The following is a 22,400-nucleotide window of genomic DNA, read 5'->3' as shown; positions in this document are numbered from 1 at the left end:
CTGAAGTTCTGGAACTTGCAAAACTTCTATCTGTGCCAGAAAATATTATCAATAAACCACCATCTGCGGGATTATGGGCAGGGCAGACAGATGAGGATGAACTGGGTTTGCCCTATGAACTCATCGACAGGATTCTTGATTTGGTGTCTCGTGGAGAAGAACCTGAAAGATTGCAGCAAATCTTTGACCTGTCACCAGAGCAGATAGATTTGCTGATGTCCAGTATGAAATCAAATATTCACAAGCGGAAAGTACCACCTATTGCAATCGTTGATGCTGCCCGCCATTATATGGAATAACGATTTATCTGCTTGGAAACAGTTTGCAATCATTTGATTCGAACCTGACAAGCGGTTTTGCAAGATGACGTCTGGCAGAAGGGGGCACTTCATAAATACCGGGTTCAAGTTCTCTATCAATTTCTAACTTTGCAGAAGAATATGCTTTTGTTTTACATTTCCTGCATCTGAACCCCTGATTTATTCCTGCTGATTTCATTCTTTTATTACATACCGGACAAACAGGGTTTTTAGTTTCGTATTTTGTGACAAGTGAATTGATTCGTATTTTTTCAATGTTAAGTGTCTGGTTTTTTACACTTCCATACACAGTAACATTGTCACCTGTCATTAGACTTCGTATTAAATATCTGAAGTTTTTAGTAGGCTCATAGGCGGCACAATCAATGTAATATCCAGAAGAATCGCCCAGGGAAAAGATAGTATGTCCACCTTCAATAGTGTAAGGGGTATTTTTAACTGTACCCTTAACAACATAGGACTGCATATCTTCAATATCTTTTATTGAGAATACGTTTATCAGATGCATATCAGTTCCTTGATTTGTCCTGTACACAGCAGACCTGTCAACAGTTTCAGATTCTATCATCTCTGCTGCACTTTTTACTGTGCCTGCGTCTTTTCCTCTGATGCCATACAGTACAGGATCAGGTGATTTAGGGACACATACAACTACTTTATTTGTCCGGTCTATAGTATCCCACGTATTCGGATAACAGGTGAGGTCACTCCTGTATACACTCTTTTCATCCACGGTTCTGGGTAGTCTCCAGAGTGATTTTTTCCTGTATGCCAGATATTCATAGGTACAATCCCATTTATCGTCCAACATTGCACCAGTAGCTGCAAGGGCACCTATGAGGCCTCTTTCTCTCTTGTAACCTTTTGCGGTAAGTCCCAGTTTTGATATCAGGTTTTTTGCACTCTCAATTGTCATTACATGTTGGACAGTATTGTGGAAAAACCTTTTCAGCTCAGGTGCAGCTCTGCTGTAATCCTCGTCCTGGACAAAAATCACACCGGGATTGGTTTTTTCACTCTGCATTTCAGCAAGGGATTCAATTTTTGAAATAACTTGTTCAATTACCCTGCCAGGGTACTTGGTATCTATCTGGATTGCAATTGCTGCGTTTCCGCGTGTTTTGTAGGGAATCGTGGGGTTTAGACGAACCAGTATTGGCAGCTCTTTAATATCCCCATATACATTAAGCTCTTCAATCAGTACTGCACCCAGATACGTAGTGCACATTCCCTGTCTGGAATCTGTATCATCAATACCAATAATCATACTTGTTACTGCATATATGGTGGATAAATTATATATATAAATATACATAAATTGTTGTAAGGATACGTATGACCAAAGATATCTTAATACATCAAATAGTTGATGTATTAAAACGTGCAAATTTTGTTGTTTCAAAACGTTGTAATATCAGACCGCGCAGTTTCGATATAACGGCAAGAAAGGATGATGTACTCATATTTTGCAAGGCTTTATACAACATTGACGGTCTGAATGAAGAAACTGCACATGAGATGAAATCCCTGGCAAAATACCTCAATGGTTCAGCAATTATCGTGGGTGCAAAAACACGTAATCAGATGCTTGAGGACGGAGTAGTGTATATACGTTATGGTATACCTGCTCTGAATGTACAGACACTATACGATTACTTTGTGGAATCCCTTCCTCCGTTGGTGTCAGCAGCGCCAGGTGGTTTATATGTATCAATAGATGGAGATGTTTTACGAGAAGCAAGAATGGAAGTATCCATGTCGATAGGAACTATTGCTTCCCAGCTGGGTGTATCCAGAAGAACTATCAGTAAGTATGAAGAAGGAGGTATGGATGCATCCATAGACATTGCCCTTCAGCTTGAAGAATTATTTGATGTTGCACTGGCAAAATCAATAGACGTACTGGAGTTTTTCGAGAACAGGTTGCAGGAATCTGAAGAAGATGAAGAATTTGAAATCAAACCACCGGAAGATAATATTTTAAACTTAATAGCAACACTTGGATATGATGTGCTTTCTACAAACCAGTCACCGTTTAAAGGAGTATCTAAAAAGGATACAGATGTAATTTTGACAGGTGTGAGTAAATACTGCAACTCTATGATAAAACGAGCTGAGCTCATGAGCAGTATCTCCAATGTTACAGGTTCACAGTCTGTGTTTATAATTAAGGATCAGTGCAAGTTGAAATCCAAATCCTTTGACAGTACAGTGTTTATTAATATGAATGAACTCAACAAATTATCAGATCCAGAAGACCTGCTCACCCTTATTGAAGAGAGAATGAAAAATAATAACAGTAGCAATGAAACTAACTAATATTTTCTATCACTTTTTAAAACCCCAAAACTCTAAATATATAAATTACATTACAGCCTATCAATGGTTGTAAATATCGCAGTTCTGGCTTCAGGAAGAGGTACCAATCTTCAGTCAATCATTGATAATATAGAAAATGGTTACATTCATGATGCCTGTATCAAAGTGGTAATCAGTGATGTTAAAGATGCCTATGCACTTGAACGTGCAAAAAAACATGATATAGATGCAGTTTTTATAGATCCGTTTAAATTTAGCAATAAATCAGAATACGAAAAAGAGCTAATTAGGGAATTACAGGATTATTATATAGACCTTGTTTTGCTGGCAGGATTTATGCGCATACTTGGTAGTGATTTTGTTAAGTTTTATGAACATAGAATCCTCAATATCCACCCTTCACTTCTGCCGGCTTTTAAAGGACTGAGAGCACAGAAACAGGCACTTGATTATGGTGTTAAAGTGTCTGGATGTACAGTGCATTTTGTTACCCAGGACATGGATTCTGGTCCAATTATATTGCAGGAATGTGTGCCGGTGCTTGATGATGATACAGAAGAATCACTGGAAAACAGAATACTGCAAAAGGAACATGTAATTTATCCAAAAGCTGTGAAGTTGTGGGTAGAGGGTAAACTTTAATATTAAAGGACGAGTTTATCATAAAAAATTAAAAATCGATTAATTCATTATATTTTATCGCTTTTATTCGGTTAAAAAGGAAGGATAGTATGTCTTATATTTCAGAAATTGACCCAGAAATTGCTGAAGCAATGGAATTGGAAGCAAAACGTCAGGACTACAAATTAAATTTAATTGCATCTGAGAATTATACAAGCCGTGCTGTGATGGAAGCACAAGGCTCCATCATGACCAACAAATATGCAGAAGGTTATTCTGGCAAACGTTACTATGGTGGATGTGAATATGTTGATATTGCTGAAGACCTCGCTATAGAAAGAGCCAAACAGATATTTGGTGCAGATCATGTGAATGTACAGCCCCACTCAGGTTCCAATGCCAATATGGCAGTGTATTTTTCGGTATTGGGCTATGGTGATACCATAATGGCCATGGACTTGAGTCAGGGTGGTCATCTGTCCCATGGAAGCCCTGTTAATTTCACAGGTAAATTCTACAACATCGTTCCTTACGGTGTGGATAAAGGGACAGAAACTCTTGATTATGATGAACTAATGGACATTGCAAAGAAAAACAAACCCAAGATGATAGTTGCAGGTGCATCAGCTTATTCAAGAGAAATAGATTTCAAACGTTTCAGGGAAATCGCTGATGAGGTAGGTGCCTATCTGCTTACTGACATAGCCCATATAGCTGGGCTGGTAGCAGCTGGTGTACATCAGAACCCTGTACCGTACGCTGATTTTGTGACTACAACCACACACAAAACACTCAGGGGTCCCAGAGGCGGAATGGTCATGTGTAAAGAGGAATATGCAAAAGAGATAGATAAAACCGTGTTCCCTGGTATCCAGGGCGGACCTCTGATGCATGTAATCGCTGGTAAGGCAGTAGCATTCAAAGAAGCACAGACCTCGGAATTCAAGAGAGACTTGGAGCAGACAGTTAAAAATTCAAAGAAATTGTGTAAAAACCTGATGGACCGCGGGTTTACCATTGTATCAGGAGACACAGATAACCATATGATGCTTGTGAATTTGAATGATTTTGACATCACAGGTAAGGATGCTGAAACAGTATTCAGCAAAGCGGGGATTGTACTTAACAAGAATACAATACCCTCGGAAACAAGGGGTCCATTCATCACCAGTGGAGTGCGGATAGGGACACCACCTGTGACCACAAGGGGTATGAAAGAATCTGATATGGATGACATTGCGGATTTCCTCAAGCATGCAATCGATAACAGGGGTGATGATTCAGCACTTGAAGAAATATCTGCAGATGTTCAGCAGTTTACCAGCAGTTTCCCGATTTACAGGTAATTCCAGGTGAAATATATGCCAGGCGAGCAAGGTTCAGATTCAAAAATAATTGATGGCCGAGCGCTGGCCAAAAAAATAGAATCAGAAGTCCATTCAAAAGTACAGATGCTAAAAGACCAGCATAATATAACACCTGGTCTTTCTACTATTGTAGTAGGTGATGATCCTGCATCCAAGATGTATGTTAAATTAAAACATAAAGCCTGTGACAGAGTAGGTATAATTGCAGAAGACCATTTCCTTTCTGAAGATACAACCCAGGAAGAAGTTATTGAATTAATCCAGAATTTGAATAAGAGGGATGATGTCCATGGCATCTTGGTGCAGCTTCCTCTGCCTGAGCATATTAATGAGCAGAAGGTCATGATGGAAATTGATCCCTCTAAAGATGCGGATGGGTTCCATCCCCTAAACATGGGTAAACTTTTAATCGGAAATGAAGAACTGGTACCCTGCACACCAAGAGGTATAATGACTGCACTCGAAGAATACAATGTAGACATCCAAGGGAAGGATGTGGTTGTAGTAGGTCACAGCAATGTGGTGGGTAAACCAATGGCTACCATGTTTTTAAACCGTAATGCAACGGTATCAGTAAGTCATGTTTATACCCAGAACCTTAATCGATATACAATAAATGCTGATATTCTTATTGTAGCAACAGGTGTCAAACACCTAATAAAACCCGATATGGTAAAGGAAGGTGTAGTGATTGTGGATGCCGGAATCTCTAAAGAAGAAGATAAGGTTTATGGAGATGTTGATTTTGATAATGTGATTAAAAAAGCATCTCTTATTACGCCTGTTCCGGGTGGTGTGGGGCCCATGACCATAGCCACGTTGATGCAACACGTTCTCAAGGTTGCACAAAATAAAGTCTGAACCAACGGTTAATTTTATAATATTCTATATTCTATTTCTTTATAAAATCTTCAATATTTTAAAATAGATGATACTGGTTAAATAATGGCTGTTGATTTTGATATATGCGGACTAAAGGTTGGAGATGACCACCCTGTACGATTAATGGGTGTTATAAACTTAAGTCAGGAATCCTTTTATAAAAATTCAATAATAGATAAAGACTCTATTGTTAATACAGCCCAGAAGATGGTTGATGAAGGAGCAACCATGATTGATGTGGGAGCTCGGTCCACATGGCTTCGAGCTGAAAACATAACTAAAGAACAGGAAACCGAACGTTTGCTCCCTGCACTGGAAGAACTGGAAGGCAATGTGGATGCTGTTATATCTGTTGATACCATGTTTGCAGATATTGCAGAAGAATCATTGAACCGTGGAGCAGATATTGTAAATGATGTATCAGGTTTTACCGCTGATTCTAATATGGTGGATTTGGTTGCTGATTATGTGTGTCCAGCAGTTGTAATGGCATCCAACAAATCACCTGGGGACCCGATTGGCATGGAAGCGGTTATGTATTCACTAGATTCAATAATAAAAAAAGCCGAATCCAGAGGTATTGATTCTGATAAACTGATACTTGACCCGGCTTTTGGAAAATGGGCGCCTGAAAAAGATCCAATCTATGATTTTGAAACTGCAGATCAATTTGAACGTCTCAAAATATTTGAAAAGCCGTTACTTGCGGCAGTATCAAGAAAATCCATGGTTGAAGCAGTAATTGACAAACCTGCAAATGAGCGTCTGTATGGAAGCCTTGCAGCAACATCCATTGTAGTGCACAAAGGTGCAGATATAATAAGGACTCATGATGTCGCCCAGACAAAGGATGTTGCTGATGTAGCAAAAGCAATACGAAGCCGCAAACCATACATCAGAAAAAACGGATTTGAGGTTTCAGTTCTGGATATTACACATCCCTCTGATGCGGCTTATATTATGAAATCCATCGGAACCACTGGCTCAGGTTCCAATGTCATGAAGAAAAAATCTGTAAACAGAACACTTAAAATTGACAACATCACAACTACCGAAGCGTTGATTTTAAAACAGGAAATGCTTGCACGTGGAGGAGATGTAGCAATATCCCGTGATGCGGTATCTCATGAAGACGAATTTACTGATGTAATAATCATGGGTACACTATTGCAGATCGAGCGGCTCGTAGACAAGCTATCCTATCAGGCTCGAAATCTTCCTTTGATTGCAGAAATGATCAAAGAAACCCTGCAACAGCAGATGGATACTAAATACCGATATCAATAACACGATAACTATGATAATCTCATCACCTAAATCATTTGTAGAAATCTTGGAAACCCTGAAAGATGAGGATAATATCTTTGTAATCGGGTGTGATGTATGTGCAGCCAAAATGCATACAGGAGGAGAATCTGAAGTACAGGATATGTGTGCACGTCTTGAAGAATCAGGTAAAAATGTTGTTGGATGGGTACTGCCAACTGGAACCTGCAGTATTCGTTCCTATGAATCCCTGGTGAAAAAAAATGAAAATATAAAAAAGGCAGATTCTATCCTTGTAATGGCATGTGGTAGCGGGACATCGATTATTGCAAAACTTGCAGATGTACCTGTATATCCTGCAAACAATACCGATTCACTGGGGGGTATCTATCAGGGAAATGTGTTTCATACCCAGTGTGCTATGTGTGGCAACTGTACAATTGCTGATTTCGGAGGGATATGTCCCACTGCACAGTGTCCTAAAGGGCTGTTAAACGGACCTTGTGGCGGATCTATGGGTGGTAAATGTGAAGTAAATCCTGATAAGGATTGTGTCTGGGAGCTCATATACCAGAGGCTTGAAAAAATAGGAAGGCTTGACCTTCTGGAAAAAGTGTTTGATCCAAAGGAGAATGTAGAAGATAATTGTATATGAGTTTTTTAGTTCACTTAAAAGCAGGGTAAGATAAATATGCCAAATTTTGAACAAAAACTCAAATCCGGTGAATTTGTAATAACTTCAGAAATAACTCCTCCAAAAGGAATCGATGTATCTCCAGTACTTCAGGACGCTAATAACCTGAAAGGATGGGTGGATGCGATAAATATTACTGATAACAACCGGGCAATTATGCGAATGTGTCCGCTTGCGCTTGGTAAAATGTTGATTGATTCAGGTCATGAGGTAATCATGCAGATGACCTGCAGAGACCGCAACCGTCTTTCTATCCAGTCTGACCTACTCGGAGCGAATGCATTCGGGATAAAAAATATCTGTCTGATGACCGGAGACCATACTACAAAAGGAGATCATCCAGGTGCGAAACCTGTCTATGACCTTGATTCTGTCCAGTTGCTATCGCTGGTAAGAATGATAGAATCTGGTTATGATTTCTCAGGTAACCAGCTTGAAGGAGTACCTAGCTTCACAGTAGGGGCAGTATCAGGAATAGATTCATCTCGGGCGATGCAGATGTTAAAACTTAAAAAAAAGGTTGATATGGGTGCTAATTTCATCCAGACCCAGGCAGTTTATGACGTAGCTCAGTTTGAACAATTCATTGAATCTGTAAAACATTTGAATGTACCGATAATTGCTGGTTTGATCCCCCTGAAGTCGGCAAAAATGGCTCATTTCATGAACAACAACATACCCGGTATAAAAATTAATGATGATGTAATATCTCGGATGGAAAAGGCTAAAGACCCTGTACATGAAGGTCTTGTTATAAGTTCAGAAACCATTAATGCAATCAGGAATATTTGCAGTGGAATCCACATAATGCCTGTTGGGAAAAATTTAAATACAGTAACTTTACTTGAAATGGCTGGCTTTTCTTCAGAATGAACAATCATTAACATGGACAGATGTTATGGACACCACACAAATTGATTATGCGCGTAACGGAGTATTAACTCCTGAAATGCAGCAAGTAGCAGAAACTGTATATATTGATGAAGACACAATTCTGTCAGATGTTGCAAATGGTAGTCTTGTCATCATGACAAGAAACAAATCTCAGCCAGTTGCTATAAGCAAAGGTGCAACTACCAAGATAAATGTCAATCTTGGAACGTCATCTGCTAATATTGATCCTGGTTCTGAAATTGAAAAAGTAACGGTTGCTGAAAAACACGGTGCAGATACCATAACCGACCTTTCAATGGGTGGAGATATATCAGGCATACGTAAAAGTGTGTTTGAAAACACCAGTCTACCGGTTACTACGGTTCCTATTTATCAGTCCACAGTGGAATACGGGATGAAGAATGTAACAGAGGATGATATATTATCAACTCTTAAAAATCATATATATGAAGGTGTAAGCTCTGTTGTTCTGCATTGTGTTGATAGTTATACCCTTGAGAAATTAAAAGGTTCAAAAAGGGTAATGGGTATGGTAGCAAAAGGTGGTTCATTTACCAGTGTATTCATGTTAACCAATGAGTGTGAAAATCCATTCATTCAACATTTTGATGAAATCCTTGAAATGCTGAGAAAAAATGATGTGGTCCTCTCACTTGGCAATACCATGAGAAGCGGCTGTATACATGACCTTTCTGATGGTGCACAAAAAGTAGAAATTGAAACCAATGTAAATCTTGCAAATAGGGCAAACAAAAAAGGAGTGCAAGTGATTGTGGAAGGTGTGGGCGGGCATGTGCAGGCAAATGACATCTCTGATTCTATAAGGTTCTATAAATCCATGTCAAAATATCCGCTTTTTGTAGCAGGTCCCCTTCCGACTGATGTAGGTCTTGGATACGACCATATAGCAGGTTCTGTAGGTGCCAGTATGGCCAGTGGAGCAGGTGCCGACTATCTCTGTTACATAACACCATCTGAACATCTTGCACTTCCAACACCTGAACAGGTTAGAGAAGGAGTGGTTGCATTCAAAATCGCAGCGCACATCGGTGATAGTATCAAATACGGTATAAGCGATAGGGATTTGATGCTATCCATGAAACGCAGAAAGTTTGATTGGAACGGACAGATTGAGATGGCAATAGACCCTGATAAACCCAGTGAAATGTGTCCAATAAAAGGTCCGTGCACAATGTGTGGGGATTACTGTGCTATAAAAATTATGCAGAATTATCTCTCTGGAGATAACTGATATGGAATTGAACCGTTCTAATATGCAGATGTTTGGAATAAAGACCTCTATTATAAAATCAGGAGACAATATATTAAAAGTTCTTGATACAGGTTTTAAAAACACAGGAATTATACCCGAAGACGGAGATATACTCATTCTTGCAGAATCAGCCGTTGCAACTGCTGAGTGTCGAATGGTAAAACTTAGTGATGTCAAACCCGGTGAAACAGCAAAAGTTTTTGCTCAAAATTACAAACTGGATCCCAGGGAAATGGAAATTATCCTTCAGGAATGCGATGAGGTCATAGGAGGTGTACCAGGAGCAGCGCTTACAATAACAAAGGGAAACCTTTCACCAAACGCTGGGATTGATAGTTCCAATGCACCGGATGGTTATGTGATTCTTCTGCCTGAAGATGCTCAAAAAAGTGCAGAATCAATTCGTACAGATATAAAAAAGCAATATTCCTGTAACATAGGGGTTATTATAGGAGACAGCAGAACTCAACCTATGAGGCTTGGTTGTGTAGGGATAGCACTTGGCACATCCGGTATCATCCCGGTAGAAGATGCCAGAGGGTCTCAGGATTTATATGGCAAACCTTTAAACATCACACATAAAGCAACAGCAGATAACCTTGTATCTGCTGCACAGGTTCTGATGGGTGAAGCGGGGGAATGTATACCAGCTATACTTATCCGGGGAGCTCCGATAAACATTGTAAATGAATCAATTGAAATGCGTCTTTTCTCAAGGGATGAATGCATGTACTACAGCAATATAAGCAGGAATCACAACTCTCTGTCTAAAAGTCAATAACTTATTTATATAAAGAGAACACTGGTTTTGTATAACAGTTGCAATACCAAAACGTTATTGCCAGGTTTATGTCTTATATCATTTTGAATTTAATATAAATGTAAAAAGGTGAACAAAATGGGGAAACCAGTATTATTAGATTTCAGTGCTACATGGTGTGGACCGTGTAAAATGCAAAAACCGATTATAGATGACCTTAAAGAAAAATATGGAGATCAGGTAGATATCCAGGAAGTCGATGTTGATGAAAACGGAGATATGGCAAGAAAATACAGTGTCATGGCAGTTCCAACCATTGTAATTGAAAAAGATGGTGAAGAAGTCAAACGCTTCATGGGGTTAAAACAGGCTGATGTCCTCAGTGCAGAACTGGATAAACTACTGTAATTTTTCAGAATCCATCTTTCTATTACTTTTTTGATTTTTGGTTATTTAGTCCTTTCTAATCAGAATACGTAAATACCTTAAGGAAAATCATCTGATTTGAGAGGGATGGATATATCAGAGCGATTGATTGACTTGGGAATTTTTGCTTTCCGTCAGAAGAATGCAAGGGGTACTTTTAAACCACATTTATCCATCGGTTTCAGGTCCAATGAGGGTAGGCTACATACATTTTCTATAGACACAACACGAATACCTGAAAAATATACCCAGCCGGATGCATACCTGATAACACATGCCCATGGCGACCATCATGGCAAATCTGCAATGCTTTCTAATCGTTCTTTCTGCTCTGATAAAACAGCACTTGCACTGGAAACCAGATATGGTAAACAATTCAGAGGAATATCGGTTGAAGTAGGGGATACAGCATATATAGGCGATGTACCCGTCAAGACTTATCCCACTGAACATACAGTAGGATCAACCGCTTTTTACTGGGAAAATGATGTGGGTACACGTATATTAGTCACAGGTGATGTAAAAGATCCAACTCATCTGCCAGAATGCGATGTATTGATAACAGAAGCCAATTATGGTGACCCTGCAGACCTGAAATGTCATTTTGATGATGACCTAGAAGGTTTTAAGAATACTTTTGAAAACTGTGACTGTATTGCATTCGGAGCTTATGCATTTGGAAAGGCACAAAGAACAGTAGAACTTCTAAGGAACATAGGATACAATGGTGCCATTGAGATGGAGAAAAAAACTCTTAATCTGACCCGTCTTCTGCTTGATAATCCTGGAGAACTTTCGGATATTGGAGGTTATAAGGATGGATGTGTATGTGTGGTACCTCCTCACAACCTTGGTGACCTACCGGAATATATTTCTAAGTATACAGTTACTGGACGGATGAACAAAAGTCAGGAATATCCATCGATACAGATAAGTGACCATCTCGATGCCTTTGGACTTGTTAGTATGGTAAAAACAATAAATCCCGAATTTACTATTGTGTATCACCCGAAGGGTAATAGACCTTTGAAGTTTGCAGATTATTTGAATTCAATGGGATTTGAATCAATATCTATTGATGATATCAACAATGTGCTGAGTAATGAATTTATTTAACTGATAGATATTTATTTGGAACAATAAATGTTTATATATCTTTTAATAATTCATGGTATTCTGCTTAATTCATTTATCTATTCATATAAACTTATTCAGGAGACAGGACCAAATTGAGCGATTCAACCCCCAAAAAACAGGGAAAAGGTAAAAAAGAACAAATAGAGCCACAGGAAAGTACCGATAAGGAAAAAGGACCCGAAGCTTTTGAGAAAACACCAGAACAGCGTAGAAAAGATCGCGTGGAAGGCATTATAAAAACAGCAGTAGCGTCTATACTTGGTATCATAGCTGGTGTGGTTGCTTTTCTGGTTCTGGGAACAGGTACAGATACCAGATGGTATGCTATAATAGTCATCATAGCAATTGTAACATATTATGTACAGCGTGTAATTTACCCACAGATAAATATCGATATAAAGGAGTTTGGAATTAAAGACTGGTTCTATGTGGAGTTCCTTGTAGTTGACTTTGCTCTTGTTACCTGGGTATTGATGCTGAATTAAATCATATCAGCAAATAGATTTTTGGTTTCTTGTTTTAAATGGATTGAATTTAGATTCATAAAAGGGATTGGTTGGTATGAGAATAGCGGTATTGAAAGCTGACAGATGTCAGCCCAGAAAATGCAGTAAGGAATGCCAGAAATACTGTCCAAGAGTCAGAACAGGTGATGAAACCATATATTTTGGTGAAAAAGGGAAACCGATAATTTCTGAGGAACTCTGTGTAGGTTGTGGTATATGTGTTGATAAATGCCCGTTCAAGGCTATAATGATAATTGGTTTACCTGAGGCACTTAAAGAACCACCGACTCATAGGTATGGTACAAATGGTTTTGTACTCTACGGGCTTCCAACACCACAGGCAGGAAGAGTTACTGGGATACTCGGACCAAACGGTATAGGTAAAAGTACCGTTGTCAATATACTTTCTGGTACACTTGTACCAAACCTTGGAGAATATGACAAGGACTCCAGCTGGGATAGGGTAATTGAACGTTATTCAGGCACCCAGATTCAGGATTATTTTAAAAAACTGGTAAATGGAAAGATAAAAGTTTCTCAGAAGCCGCAGTATATAGATAAAATCCCCAAAGCATTCAACGGAAACACGCGTGAACTCCTTGAAAAAGCAGACGATCGTGGAGTTTTGGATGAATTGGTTGAAAGGCTTGACTTGGATGAGATAATCGACCGTGATATAAACGAATTAAGTGGTGGTGAACTTCAAAGGGTTGCTATCGCAGCCTGTATGGCAAAGGATGCGGAATTCTATTTCTTTGATGAAATAAGCCCCTATCTGGATATCTATCAGCGTATAAATTCTGCACAGCTTATACAGGAACTTGCACAGGAAAAAGCGGTACTTGTTGTTGAGCACGACCTTGCTATCCTTGATATGCTTGCTGATGTGGTCCATGTTGCCTATGGTGTACCGGGAGGATACGGGGTTATAACCTATCCAAAGGGAGTGCGTATCGCTATCAACCAGTACCTTAATGGTTATCTACCCGAAGAAAATATCCGTATCCGCCCGGAACCAATCGAATTTGAAGTACATCCACCAAGGGCTGAAACTGAAGTTGAAACACTGGTGGAGTATGGGGAATTTACCAAAAAGTACAAAGACGGTTTTTCACTGACATCTGATGGAGGGACTTTAAAACATGGTGAAGTACTGGGTGTAGTCGGACCCAACGGTATCGGTAAATCGACTTTTGTAAAGGTACTTGCAGGTGAAACAGAACCAGAAGGTGGTGAACTTGATTTTGATATCAACATATCCTTCAAACCCCAATATGTCAAAGGAGACATCAATCTCAGGGTTCAGGATTTCCTGCGGAGTATAACCCGAAGGTTTGATACCAGTTATTATCAGGGGGAAATAGCAAGACCTCTGCAGATAGAAGAACTGTATGATAAAATGCTACCCAATCTGAGTGGAGGTGAACTGCAGAGGGTTGCAATTGCTGCCTGCCTCAGCAGGGATGCTGATATGTATATTCTGGATGAACCAAGTGCACACCTGGATGTGGAACAGCGTTCACTGGCAACAAAGGCAATCAAACGATTTGCTGAAAACAATAAAAAAACTGCTATGGTAGTTGACCACGATATTTACATGATTGATATGTTGAGTGAACGGTTGATTGTGTTTGAAGGAAAACCAGCAGTTTATGGTGTGGCAAAACGACCAACCAGTATGCAGGAAGGGATGAATAAATTCCTGTCCAATCTTGATATTACTTTCAGGAGGGATGATGATACATTACGTCCTAGGGTAAACAAACCTAATTCCCGGTTGGACAGGGAACAAAAAGCTGCAGGTGAATATTATTATTACGATTTTGAAGATTGAAATTTAGCCGGGTTGAATATCACCTATGTTCATTTTGATGGCATCTTTATAAGCATCATACATATTGTATATCCAGAATATTGGATAGAGCACAAATCCAACAGCGGCAAACATTGTTACTATCAATATTATAGCGATTACAAAAAACATCTGTCCTTTCCTAACCTGCTGATTATATATCTGTCCCAGTCCTGGAAATATAAATGAGAGTCCTACTGCAGCCAAGGGATTTTTTAATTTTTTTTCGGTTGTGTTATCCATATTAGTCCATCACTTCCCGTACAGGATTTATGCAATTTTTAGTATAAGTACCTTTTTAACCTTCTTATATAATTGGTACAAATAGCGGTCATCTGGTACTTTTTTGTAAATCATGTTCATATCCGTTGTCCGGAACGTATCCTTTCAGAACCTTAAATTCTCTGTTCATCATGAAAATGCTCAACAGAAAAGACAGGAATCCGGAAATCGGGAAAGCTATCCATATACCTTCCAAACCTAGATATAATGGTAGTATGATGACAAGCGGAATCAGGAATAGGACCTGTCGCGATACTGACAGGATAAAAGATGGTTTTGCTTTACCAATAGACTGATAGAGAGTAGCCCCTATGAATTCAAAGCTTGCCAGAGGTACAACCAGTACCATGATTCTTATCGCAGATTCGCCTGAACTGATAAGTGCCTGATCATTACTAAAAACACCAAATAACTGTTCTGGGAATGCATATAAAACTGCAAAACCAATTGATGCCATTACAGTTGTTATAATAACCGATAATCTGACGGATTCCATCACTCTTTCAAAGTTTCTGGCACCGTAATTGAATCCTACAATAGGTTGTAATCCCTGAACAATTCCAATCATCGGCATGAAGATGAACATAAAAAGCCGGTTGATTATACCAAACACAGCAATTGAAACATCGCCTCCATATACTGCCAGAATGTTGTTCAGTACTACCACCATCAAACTACTGGCAGACTGCCTGGCAAAGGGAGAAAGTCCAATAGCTATGTTTTCTTTTATGATGTCAAATTGAGGAACCAGATTTTTAAGATGCAGTCCCATTATGCTTCTGCCGCTAAACAGATAGTAAATAAGGAATAATGAACCGATAAATTGTGATATAATAGTAGCAGTTGCAGCACCCTTAACACCCCATCCAAACCAGAATATGAATATTGGGTCAAGAATAATATTTGTGATTCCAGCAATGACCATTGTAAACATTGCTATATTAGCACTGCCTTCTGCACGTACAATATTGTTGGTGGCCATTGCAAAAATGAAGAATATACATCCATAGGTTATGATCCGAAGATAATCCACAGCATAGGGCAATGTGGTTTCAGTGGCACCAAAGGCTTTCATTATGGGGTTGATATAGAAGCTAACAATGAGTGTAATCAGAGTACTGAAAACAAGAATCAGGAGTATGACATTCCCCAGTGTTTTTTCAGCCCTCTCAATATTGTTGGACCCCAGATTGCGGGAAATCATTGAAGCTCCACCGATACCGATAATAAGTCCCAGCCCGGCCATTATCATCTGTACCGGAAAAGCAATGGTCAGTCCACCAATTCCCTGTGCACTGGCGTCTCCTAGAGCTTGACCCACAAAAATAGTATCCACTATGTTGTATAGTGCCTGTATTAACATACCTGCGATGGCAGGGGCTGATAGTTTCAGCAGGAGGTTACTGACCTTTTCATTGTTCAATAATTTTTTTCGGTCATTCAAAATAAATCCTCGCGGATTTGATACCTGTGCTTATGTGCATTATGCAGGTTATAATTATGTTATCTGAACATCAAAACTCAGAAATTTATTTAATGTTGAAGTGTAGAAAACTTAGAGGGTATTCTCACTACTCCTCGGTTCTACGAATACCCCGTAGTAGGTTTAATCCTTATAAGGGTTTTGTGCAGCAAATATCAGTCAACATGTTTTTATTTTCAGGTTCTGCTTCTTGATAGATACCAGGTTAAAAATTCGGTGTATAATATAAGCCCTGTGAGAGTTGACCATATAATCAGCAGTATATGAAGGTTGTTGACAGGAACCAAACCATTTGCAAGAACTATATGCTGATGTGTCAGGAATCCTATAATCGCTTCCGGAATGATAAGTACCGAACCCACTGGTGCAATAATAAGTAATAATATCGCCATCATGGACGACACATTGATTAGTAAAAGGAGAACCAGCAGTGAATATATTCCAAATACCAGCATTGATGTAATTGTTATCATTTCCATTGAAACCCTCTTATGTGTTTATTTTTTCCTTTTTATATATAGATAGGCAGATAATGGAACTAGGAACAGGAATGCAAAAATTGCGATAAAGGCTGTAACCATGAATTCGAATGCATCAATTCTTGTAAGTACAGGTTCTTTTGGTTCGTCTTCTTTAGATATATCATCTACATATAGTATTGCGGAATTGGATACCGCTCTTGTCTGGTTGTTATTTATTTCAAGTTCTAACCCAGGCAGGATATATCTTCCGGATCTATTGGTTGTTAAGGTATAGGTTATATCCTTGCTTGTTTTTGGACCTACTTTACCGCTCCATTGTATATCTCCTGAAACCAAATCAAGGTCTTCAGGTATACGATCAGTGAAGTTGATATCTGCTATCCGGTCACCATTATTTTTGATATTGATGGTAACCTCTACATTGTCACTGATATTTACGGCATCCGAACGTAATGATTTATCCACCTGTATCCATGGACCATGTACCTTTATTTCCTTCTCATCAGATTCTGTGGTATACTTTTCTTCGTTATCTACCCATTCAAGTTTTGCAGGTTTTAGTGTATAGCTACCCGGTTTTGTTGGTTTAATCTTATACGTTATATTTTTTGTGGAATTAGAATCTACTACAATGGATTTTTCAAGGGAGTCGTGTCCAATGATTGTGAATGAATCAGGGATGTAATCTCTAACATCTACCAGCTTTTTGGAGTCACCCATGTTGTAGATTTTTAAATTAACCTGTATTGTGTCGTTTTTATCCTTCTCAAACAGAGTAACATCATCTTTATTGACGCTTTTTTCGATTTTCATGTGTGAATTTATATGGGTGCTTACGGTTGTTGAATCGGAATAATTATTTCCCCGGTAATCATGTCCTGATACCGTGAAACGGGTTTCTATGTCATTGCCAAGTGGTTTATCTGGAGGGTTAATGTTAACAGGAAATACAGTGCTTTCATTTGCACCGATTGCATTATGCAGCATGACCGGCTGACTAATTTCTCCGTTATTGGTCGAACTCTCCAGTGTAACTTCCTGAACAGGTATGTTTCCATTGTTCTTGACAAGAACATTATACCCGATAGTTTCATTGGGGTTGAAACTGTCTCTATTGTTCAAAACATCAATTGAAAAACTGGGATGACCGGGTCTATAGGTTTCAAGGTATACTATGCCCTGTTCAGGATACAGGCTTGCAACTCTTACCATAAATTCTTTGTAGTATTTTCTGGATTCAGCTTTCTTGTAATTGTCCTTGAAAACCTCGTTTTTGTAGGGGTTGGATATTTCCAGTACAGCTTCCTTCTGTTTGAAATCCAGTACTTCTACTGTATAATTCCCGTTTTTTAGCTTTTCACCTTTATGAAAGCCTTTTCTTTCAGTATCTTTGACCCAAACCTTCTCATATACATGTCTGTAAAGCTCAACAGAAACATTATTTCTGTTTATGTCATGAATTTTAATTTTTAAATCATTTTCATAGACCTGCTCACGGTTAGCTTCAGGATCGAAGAAAAATTTGTCTTTATAAACATTATTTTGATAAAGGAGAATGGATGCAGATGGAGGATTTGACCCTGCGTTGATTTCATGAACTTTTATAGTGTAGGGTCCGGCTTTAGCACGCTCATCCTGTGAAAGTTCATAATCTCCTCCATATTCCCATATCAATTCATCTTGAAATGAATAGGCAGATGCGGATGGAATTAACAGTAATACTATGAATATAAATGTCATCAGGGTAAATATTCCGAGAATTTTATCCATTAAATTTCTTTATGGTGTCATATTTTTTAAATGTTGTTATTTTTATATTTTCTTTTGGAGCAAAAAGTGCTCTATGAAACTTTAGTGAAGTTAGTTTTTTATACTTGAAAATCCTCAAAACTTTTAAGGGTGTGTTATATGGTGGATGGAGTACTGTCACAAGGTATACCATATACAGAGTTAACTGTATCTGATTTGATTTTTGCAGTTGTTGTACTGCTAGTAGGTTTTATATTAGCTAGGATTGTAGTATCAATATTTAGGAACGGGTTGAAAAAGACAAAATTACCGGGTATTGTGATTGAATTCTTATCCAGGTTTCTGGTTGCATTATTATATGTACTTGTAATTCTTGCATTTGTAGGTGCACTGGGATTTGCTGTAGGTTCTGTATTCTTGGGTCTTTCAGCAGTTATCGGTTTAATCCTGGGTTTTGGTATGCAGGACACTCTGACAAATTTGACAGCAGGAATCTGGATAGCAACATTGCGCCCCATCGACAGGGATGATTATGTAACTATCAATGGAATGTTTGGAAAGGTGAACGCAGTAGGGATGATGGCAACTGAACTTATCACTCCTGACAATCAGTTCATCACAATCCCAAATAAACTCGTATGGGGGAGTGCAGTCATCAATGATACACGTATGCCTCTACGAAGGGCAAGGGTTGATGTTGGTATAAGTTATGATGCCAACCTTGATAAAGCAATCCAGGTGGCTTTTGATATCATGAAAAATAATTCTATGGTTCTGGATGACCCTGCACCTGCAGTGGTAACATCAGGACTTGGTGATTCCTCGGTAAACCTTCAGCTGCGTGCATGGACAAAAAACGAAGATGTGTGGACTGTCAAATGGGATCTTACCAGTGAAATCTTCAAAGCCTATAAACAAGAAGGTATTGAAATACCATATCCACAGATGGATGTGAATCTGGATAAAAAAGAAAATGTGTGAATTTAATGCACCTTATGTGGTGCATTTTCACAGTTCTTCTTTTATAATCATTGCAATATTGTCTCCGACCTCTGATGTTTTGGAACTGCCGCCCATATCATAGGTCTTGATTTTGTTCTCAGCAATGCTCTTTTCAATGGCTGACAGGATGTCCTTTGATGCATCTGTTTCCCCGAGCTGATCAACAAGCATGGAACCAGCCCATATGGTTGCAATCGGGTTTACCTTGTTCTGACCCTTGTATTTTGGTGCAGAGCCGTGGATTGGTTCGAACATACTGGTTCCCTCAGGGTTAATGTTGCCACCTGGTGCCAGTCCAAGTCCACCCTGTATCATCGCACCAAGGTCGGTTATGATGTCACCGAACATGTTGGGAGTCACAACAACATCGTACCATTCAGGATTTTTCACAAACCACATGGTAATAGCATCCACATAATTGAAATCGATATCAATATCAGGATAATTTTCTGCAATGTCGTTGAACTGCTCTCTCCAGAATCCATAGATATCAGACAGCACGTTTGCCTTGTCCACAGACGCCACATGTTTATCCATGTTTCTCTCCATAGCTAGGTCAAAGGCGTATTTAATGACCCTTCTAGTTCCCTCCTTTGAAATCATTCCTATCTGATAGGCGATTTCTTCACTATCAGTTTCTATATCCAGACCGAATCGTGTGCTGTACATGGACCTTATAACTTCAAGCTCTTCTTCACTGACACCTTTTTTAGCCCTTCCGCCGATACCGATGTAGAAGTCTTCTGTGTTTTCCCTGACAACTGAAAAATCAATGTCTTCAGGGTTTTTGTTTTTAAGGGGTGTCCAGACACCATCCAGAAGTTTGACTGGGCGCAGGTTTATATACTGGTCAAAATAGAACCTGGCTTTGAGCAGAATTCCTTTTTCCAGTACACCCGGAGCAACTCTGGGGTCACCGATAGAACCCAGATATATTGAGTGGTAATAGGAAAGCTCCTTGAGTGTATCCTCTGATAACAGTTCACCGGTTTCCAGATAGTGGTCTGCACCATGGGGGTATTCTATCCAGTCAACATCGAATCCGTGTTTTTCTCCTGCTGCATCAATGACTTTTTTACCTTCTCCTATGATTTCGGGTCCTACACCGTCTCCTGGTATAACTGGGACTTTGTACTGTGTCATATTATCTCCTTTAAATCTTGGTTACAATAATTTTATGTTACATTAAATCAGTTAACGAGTCTTTTTGTGTATTCTATCAATCCTCCGGCATCCACAATCTCACGGACAAAATCCGGAAGAGGGGTTGCCTGGTACTTTTCACCTTTTGTTTTATTTTCAATAATGCCAGTGGAGAGTTCAACTTTGATTTCATCTCCTTCGTCTATTTTATCTGTTTCTGAACACTCAAGAAGTGGAACACCAATATTGATAGCATTTCTGAAAAAAATTCGTGCAAAGGATTTGGCAATTACACACCCTATTTTTGTACCCTTGAGTGCAAGTGGAGCATGTTCCCTTGAAGAACCGCATCCAAAATTACTACCTGCAACAATGATATCGTTTTCTTTCACATTTTCTGCAAAGTCGGAGCGTACACCTTCAAATGCATGTTTTGCGAGTTCTTCGGGTGTGTTAAAAATCAGGTATCTTCCTGGAATTATAGCATCGGTATCAATATCATCTCCAAATTTCCAAACTTTTCCTTTCATCTCTATCACCGGATAATCTAAAACACAGTTTGTTAGAATTATTGCATTACATATTTATTAAATTCGTTATTATGTATTGTTTGTTTTGATAGAATTTAGAAACTAATAATACTAAATAATAGTTGTCACTGTCTATTCTACAAAGTATAACTCTCAGAATCGTTCTATCCTGATATACTTTTGGTTTTTGTTTAAAAAGGTTCAAATGATTTGATATAATGACTGCATCAATACCTACATTCAGCAGAAAACGTCAGATGTTGTTGCTATCAGTTGGAACCTTTTGTGTATTCTTGGGAATTCTATCATTGATACCGCTTCTCCCAAATATCTCTGAGGATTTGAATATCTCAAAATCTCATCTTGGGTGGGTAGCCGGAACATTTCTTATATTCATGGCAATTTTGCAGGTTCCATTTGGTTTGATTTCAGACAGGTTTGGAAGAAAAATACTGCTTTTTTCCGGAATTTTTATTTTTGGAACTGGTGTAGGTATCCTTTCACTATCATCCAGTTTTTATACTCTTCTGTTTGCCAGAGCAATATCTGGTACAGGTGCTGCCATATTCTTCCAGACATCTTTTACAATGGTTGGAGATATGTTCAAATATCAGGAACGTGGCAGGGCTATGAGTGTGCTGGCAGTGGCAACAGGTTTTGGAACAATATCCGGATATTCGGTTGGGGGTATATTCGGAGGTATATACGGCTGGAGGACGGTTTTCATGGCGCTTGCAGGAATTGCATTCCTTGTGTCTGTCCTCTCCCTTTTCATGCATGAGACCAGAGCAGATGTTACGAATAGGCAAACCACCCGTAATGTACTATTTTTTTCCTTTGATATGTTTAGAACAAGGTCGATGATATTCATAACACTTGTTGCCATGCTTTGTGATATGGCAGCTATTGGAGCATCTTATGTAGTGCCCTTTTTTGCCAAGGATGCAGGAATTACAACAGCAGTTACAGGTCTTATATTTATACCGCATGCGGCAGTGAGCTCACTTGGTGCGACGTTCAGTGGCTGGGTGTCTGATATAATCGGCAGGAAAAAACCACTGATAATTATTGCAATTCTGGGAGGTAGTGCCCTGTTTCTTCTGTCTTGGGTAACACCTGAATCTCTTTTGATAGCATCCAGTTTTGCGTTCGTAGGTTTATGTTTTGGTCCAGTTGTCACACTGACATCCACCCTACTTGTGGACGAAGTGGTTAAAGTGGAATCTTCAATTATTGCAACTACCATGGGAACCTTCAATATGATCCGCTGGTTCGGCTCGGCTTCAGGGCCAGTAATGGCAGGTATATTCCTGGAGCTGTACGGGACAAGGACAGCGTTTATATTACTTTCTATGCTGGTTTTTGTTTCAGTAATTCTTGCAGCTGGGATAGAGGAAAAAAGACCAACCTAA

23 protein-coding genes are annotated in these 22,400 nt (G+C 39.1%); 16 read left to right on the top strand and 7 right to left on the bottom strand.

Features of this window, described 5'->3' with window-relative positions; genetic code table 11:
• Positions 1-299 (top strand): NAD(+) synthase (nadE, locus tag ACLFMM_RS00535; protein ID WP_410806766.1); only part of this gene is annotated, 299 nt, incomplete at its 5' end.
• Between the two features lie 4 nt (positions 300-303).
• On the opposite strand, the gene ACLFMM_RS00530 is transcribed toward nadE, so the two are convergent.
• Positions 304-1,587: a DUF1743 domain-containing protein gene (locus ACLFMM_RS00530; RefSeq protein WP_410806765.1), complete on the bottom strand. Its 1,284-nt coding sequence runs from the start codon at positions 1,585-1,587 to the stop codon at positions 304-306.
• Positions 1,588-1,655: 68 nt separating this feature from the next.
• Here ACLFMM_RS00530 and ACLFMM_RS00525 point away from each other — a divergent pair, with 68 nt between their 5' ends.
• The 13 genes from ACLFMM_RS00525 (at position 1,656) to ACLFMM_RS00465 (ending at position 14,299) form a co-directional block, all read left to right on the top strand.
• Positions 1,656-2,639 (top strand): transcriptional regulator, encoded by a 984-nt coding sequence (locus ACLFMM_RS00525; protein ID WP_410806764.1) that lies wholly within the window; start codon positions 1,656-1,658, stop codon positions 2,637-2,639.
• Positions 2,640-2,702: 63 nt separating this feature from the next.
• Positions 2,703-3,281: a phosphoribosylglycinamide formyltransferase gene (gene purN, locus ACLFMM_RS00520; RefSeq protein WP_410806763.1), complete on the top strand. Its 579-nt coding sequence runs from the start codon at positions 2,703-2,705 to the stop codon at positions 3,279-3,281.
• A gap of 89 nt (positions 3,282-3,370) precedes the next feature.
• Positions 3,371-4,606: a serine hydroxymethyltransferase gene (gene glyA / locus ACLFMM_RS00515; RefSeq protein WP_410806762.1), complete on the top strand. Its 1,236-nt coding sequence runs from the start codon at positions 3,371-3,373 to the stop codon at positions 4,604-4,606.
• 15 nt (positions 4,607-4,621) lie between these two features.
• The gene (locus ACLFMM_RS00510) at positions 4,622-5,488 is read left to right on the top strand and encodes a tetrahydrofolate dehydrogenase/cyclohydrolase catalytic domain-containing protein (RefSeq protein ID WP_410806761.1); all 867 of its coding nucleotides are present in this window, start codon (positions 4,622-4,624) and stop codon (positions 5,486-5,488) included.
• An 84-nt stretch (positions 5,489-5,572) separates the two neighbouring features.
• Positions 5,573-6,796 carry a dihydropteroate synthase gene (gene folP, locus ACLFMM_RS00505; RefSeq protein ID WP_410806760.1) on the top strand — a complete coding sequence of 408 codons (1,224 nt, stop codon included), beginning with the start codon at positions 5,573-5,575 and terminating at the stop codon, positions 6,794-6,796.
• Between the two features lie 10 nt (positions 6,797-6,806).
• Positions 6,807-7,430: a methylenetetrahydrofolate reductase C-terminal domain-containing protein gene (locus ACLFMM_RS00500; RefSeq protein ID WP_410806759.1), complete on the top strand. Its 624-nt coding sequence runs from the start codon at positions 6,807-6,809 to the stop codon at positions 7,428-7,430.
• Between the two features lie 36 nt (positions 7,431-7,466).
• Positions 7,467-8,342 carry a methylenetetrahydrofolate reductase gene (locus ACLFMM_RS00495; RefSeq protein WP_410806758.1) on the top strand — a complete coding sequence of 292 codons (876 nt, stop codon included), beginning with the start codon at positions 7,467-7,469 and terminating at the stop codon, positions 8,340-8,342.
• Between the two features lie 25 nt (positions 8,343-8,367).
• Positions 8,368-9,615: a phosphomethylpyrimidine synthase ThiC gene (gene thiC, locus ACLFMM_RS00490; protein ID WP_410806757.1), complete on the top strand. Its 1,248-nt coding sequence runs from the start codon at positions 8,368-8,370 to the stop codon at positions 9,613-9,615.
• A gap of 1 nt (position 9,616) precedes the next feature.
• The gene (gene cofE / locus ACLFMM_RS00485) at positions 9,617-10,417 is read left to right on the top strand and encodes a coenzyme F420-0:L-glutamate ligase (RefSeq protein ID WP_410806756.1); all 801 of its coding nucleotides are present in this window, start codon (positions 9,617-9,619) and stop codon (positions 10,415-10,417) included.
• Between the two features lie 117 nt (positions 10,418-10,534).
• The gene (gene trxA / locus ACLFMM_RS00480; protein ID WP_410806755.1) at positions 10,535-10,804 is read left to right on the top strand and encodes a thioredoxin; all 270 of its coding nucleotides are present in this window, start codon (positions 10,535-10,537) and stop codon (positions 10,802-10,804) included.
• A 105-nt stretch (positions 10,805-10,909) separates the two neighbouring features.
• Positions 10,910-11,938 carry an MBL fold metallo-hydrolase gene (locus ACLFMM_RS00475; protein ID WP_410806754.1) on the top strand — a complete coding sequence of 343 codons (1,029 nt, stop codon included), beginning with the start codon at positions 10,910-10,912 and terminating at the stop codon, positions 11,936-11,938.
• Positions 11,939-12,051: 113 nt separating this feature from the next.
• Positions 12,052-12,444 (top strand): hypothetical protein, encoded by a 393-nt coding sequence (locus ACLFMM_RS00470; protein ID WP_410806753.1) that lies wholly within the window; start codon positions 12,052-12,054, stop codon positions 12,442-12,444.
• 76 nt (positions 12,445-12,520) lie between these two features.
• Complete coding sequence (locus ACLFMM_RS00465; RefSeq protein WP_410806752.1) at positions 12,521-14,299, top strand: ribosome biogenesis/translation initiation ATPase RLI; 1,779 nt, start codon at positions 12,521-12,523, stop codon at positions 14,297-14,299.
• A gap of 3 nt (positions 14,300-14,302) precedes the next feature.
• Here the strand turns inward: ACLFMM_RS00465 and ACLFMM_RS00460 are convergent, their stop codons facing one another.
• The 4 genes from ACLFMM_RS00460 to ACLFMM_RS00445 form a co-directional block, all read right to left on the bottom strand.
• Positions 14,303-14,560: a DUF5683 domain-containing protein gene (locus ACLFMM_RS00460; protein WP_410806751.1), complete on the bottom strand. Its 258-nt coding sequence runs from the start codon at positions 14,558-14,560 to the stop codon at positions 14,303-14,305.
• An 88-nt stretch (positions 14,561-14,648) separates the two neighbouring features.
• Complete coding sequence (locus tag ACLFMM_RS00455) at positions 14,649-16,043, bottom strand: MATE family efflux transporter (RefSeq protein ID WP_410806750.1); 1,395 nt, start codon at positions 16,041-16,043, stop codon at positions 14,649-14,651.
• A gap of 215 nt (positions 16,044-16,258) precedes the next feature.
• A complete protein-coding gene (locus ACLFMM_RS00450; protein WP_410806749.1) occupies positions 16,259-16,561 on the bottom strand; it encodes a hypothetical protein in 303 nt (100 codons plus the stop codon).
• Between the two features lie 18 nt (positions 16,562-16,579).
• Positions 16,580-18,304 (bottom strand): BatD family protein, encoded by a 1,725-nt coding sequence (locus tag ACLFMM_RS00445; RefSeq protein WP_410806748.1) that lies wholly within the window; start codon positions 18,302-18,304, stop codon positions 16,580-16,582.
• A 168-nt stretch (positions 18,305-18,472) separates the two neighbouring features.
• On the opposite strand from ACLFMM_RS00445, the gene ACLFMM_RS00440 reads away from it, so the two are divergent.
• Positions 18,473-19,294, top strand: coding sequence for a mechanosensitive ion channel family protein (locus ACLFMM_RS00440; RefSeq protein WP_410806747.1), 822 nt, complete (start codon positions 18,473-18,475; stop codon positions 19,292-19,294).
• A 27-nt stretch (positions 19,295-19,321) separates the two neighbouring features.
• Here the strand turns inward: ACLFMM_RS00440 and ACLFMM_RS00435 are convergent, their stop codons facing one another.
• Positions 19,322-20,458, bottom strand: coding sequence for an isocitrate/isopropylmalate dehydrogenase family protein (locus ACLFMM_RS00435; RefSeq protein ID WP_410806746.1), 1,137 nt, complete (start codon positions 20,456-20,458; stop codon positions 19,322-19,324).
• 47 nt (positions 20,459-20,505) lie between these two features.
• Positions 20,506-20,988: a 3-isopropylmalate dehydratase small subunit gene (locus ACLFMM_RS00430; protein ID WP_410806745.1), complete on the bottom strand. Its 483-nt coding sequence runs from the start codon at positions 20,986-20,988 to the stop codon at positions 20,506-20,508.
• 218 nt (positions 20,989-21,206) lie between these two features.
• Between ACLFMM_RS00430 and ACLFMM_RS00425 the strand changes: the two genes are divergently transcribed.
• Positions 21,207-22,400, top strand: a complete 1,194-nt coding sequence (locus ACLFMM_RS00425) for an MFS transporter (protein ID WP_410806744.1) — start codon at positions 21,207-21,209, stop codon at positions 22,398-22,400.

The organism is Methanohalobium sp. (genome assembly GCF_046546175.1).
Lineage (GTDB): Archaea > Halobacteriota > Methanosarcinia > Methanosarcinales > Methanosarcinaceae > Methanohalobium.
The sequence above is the reverse complement of the archived record's forward strand: the minus strand, read 5'-3'. Positions and strand labels throughout refer to the sequence as shown.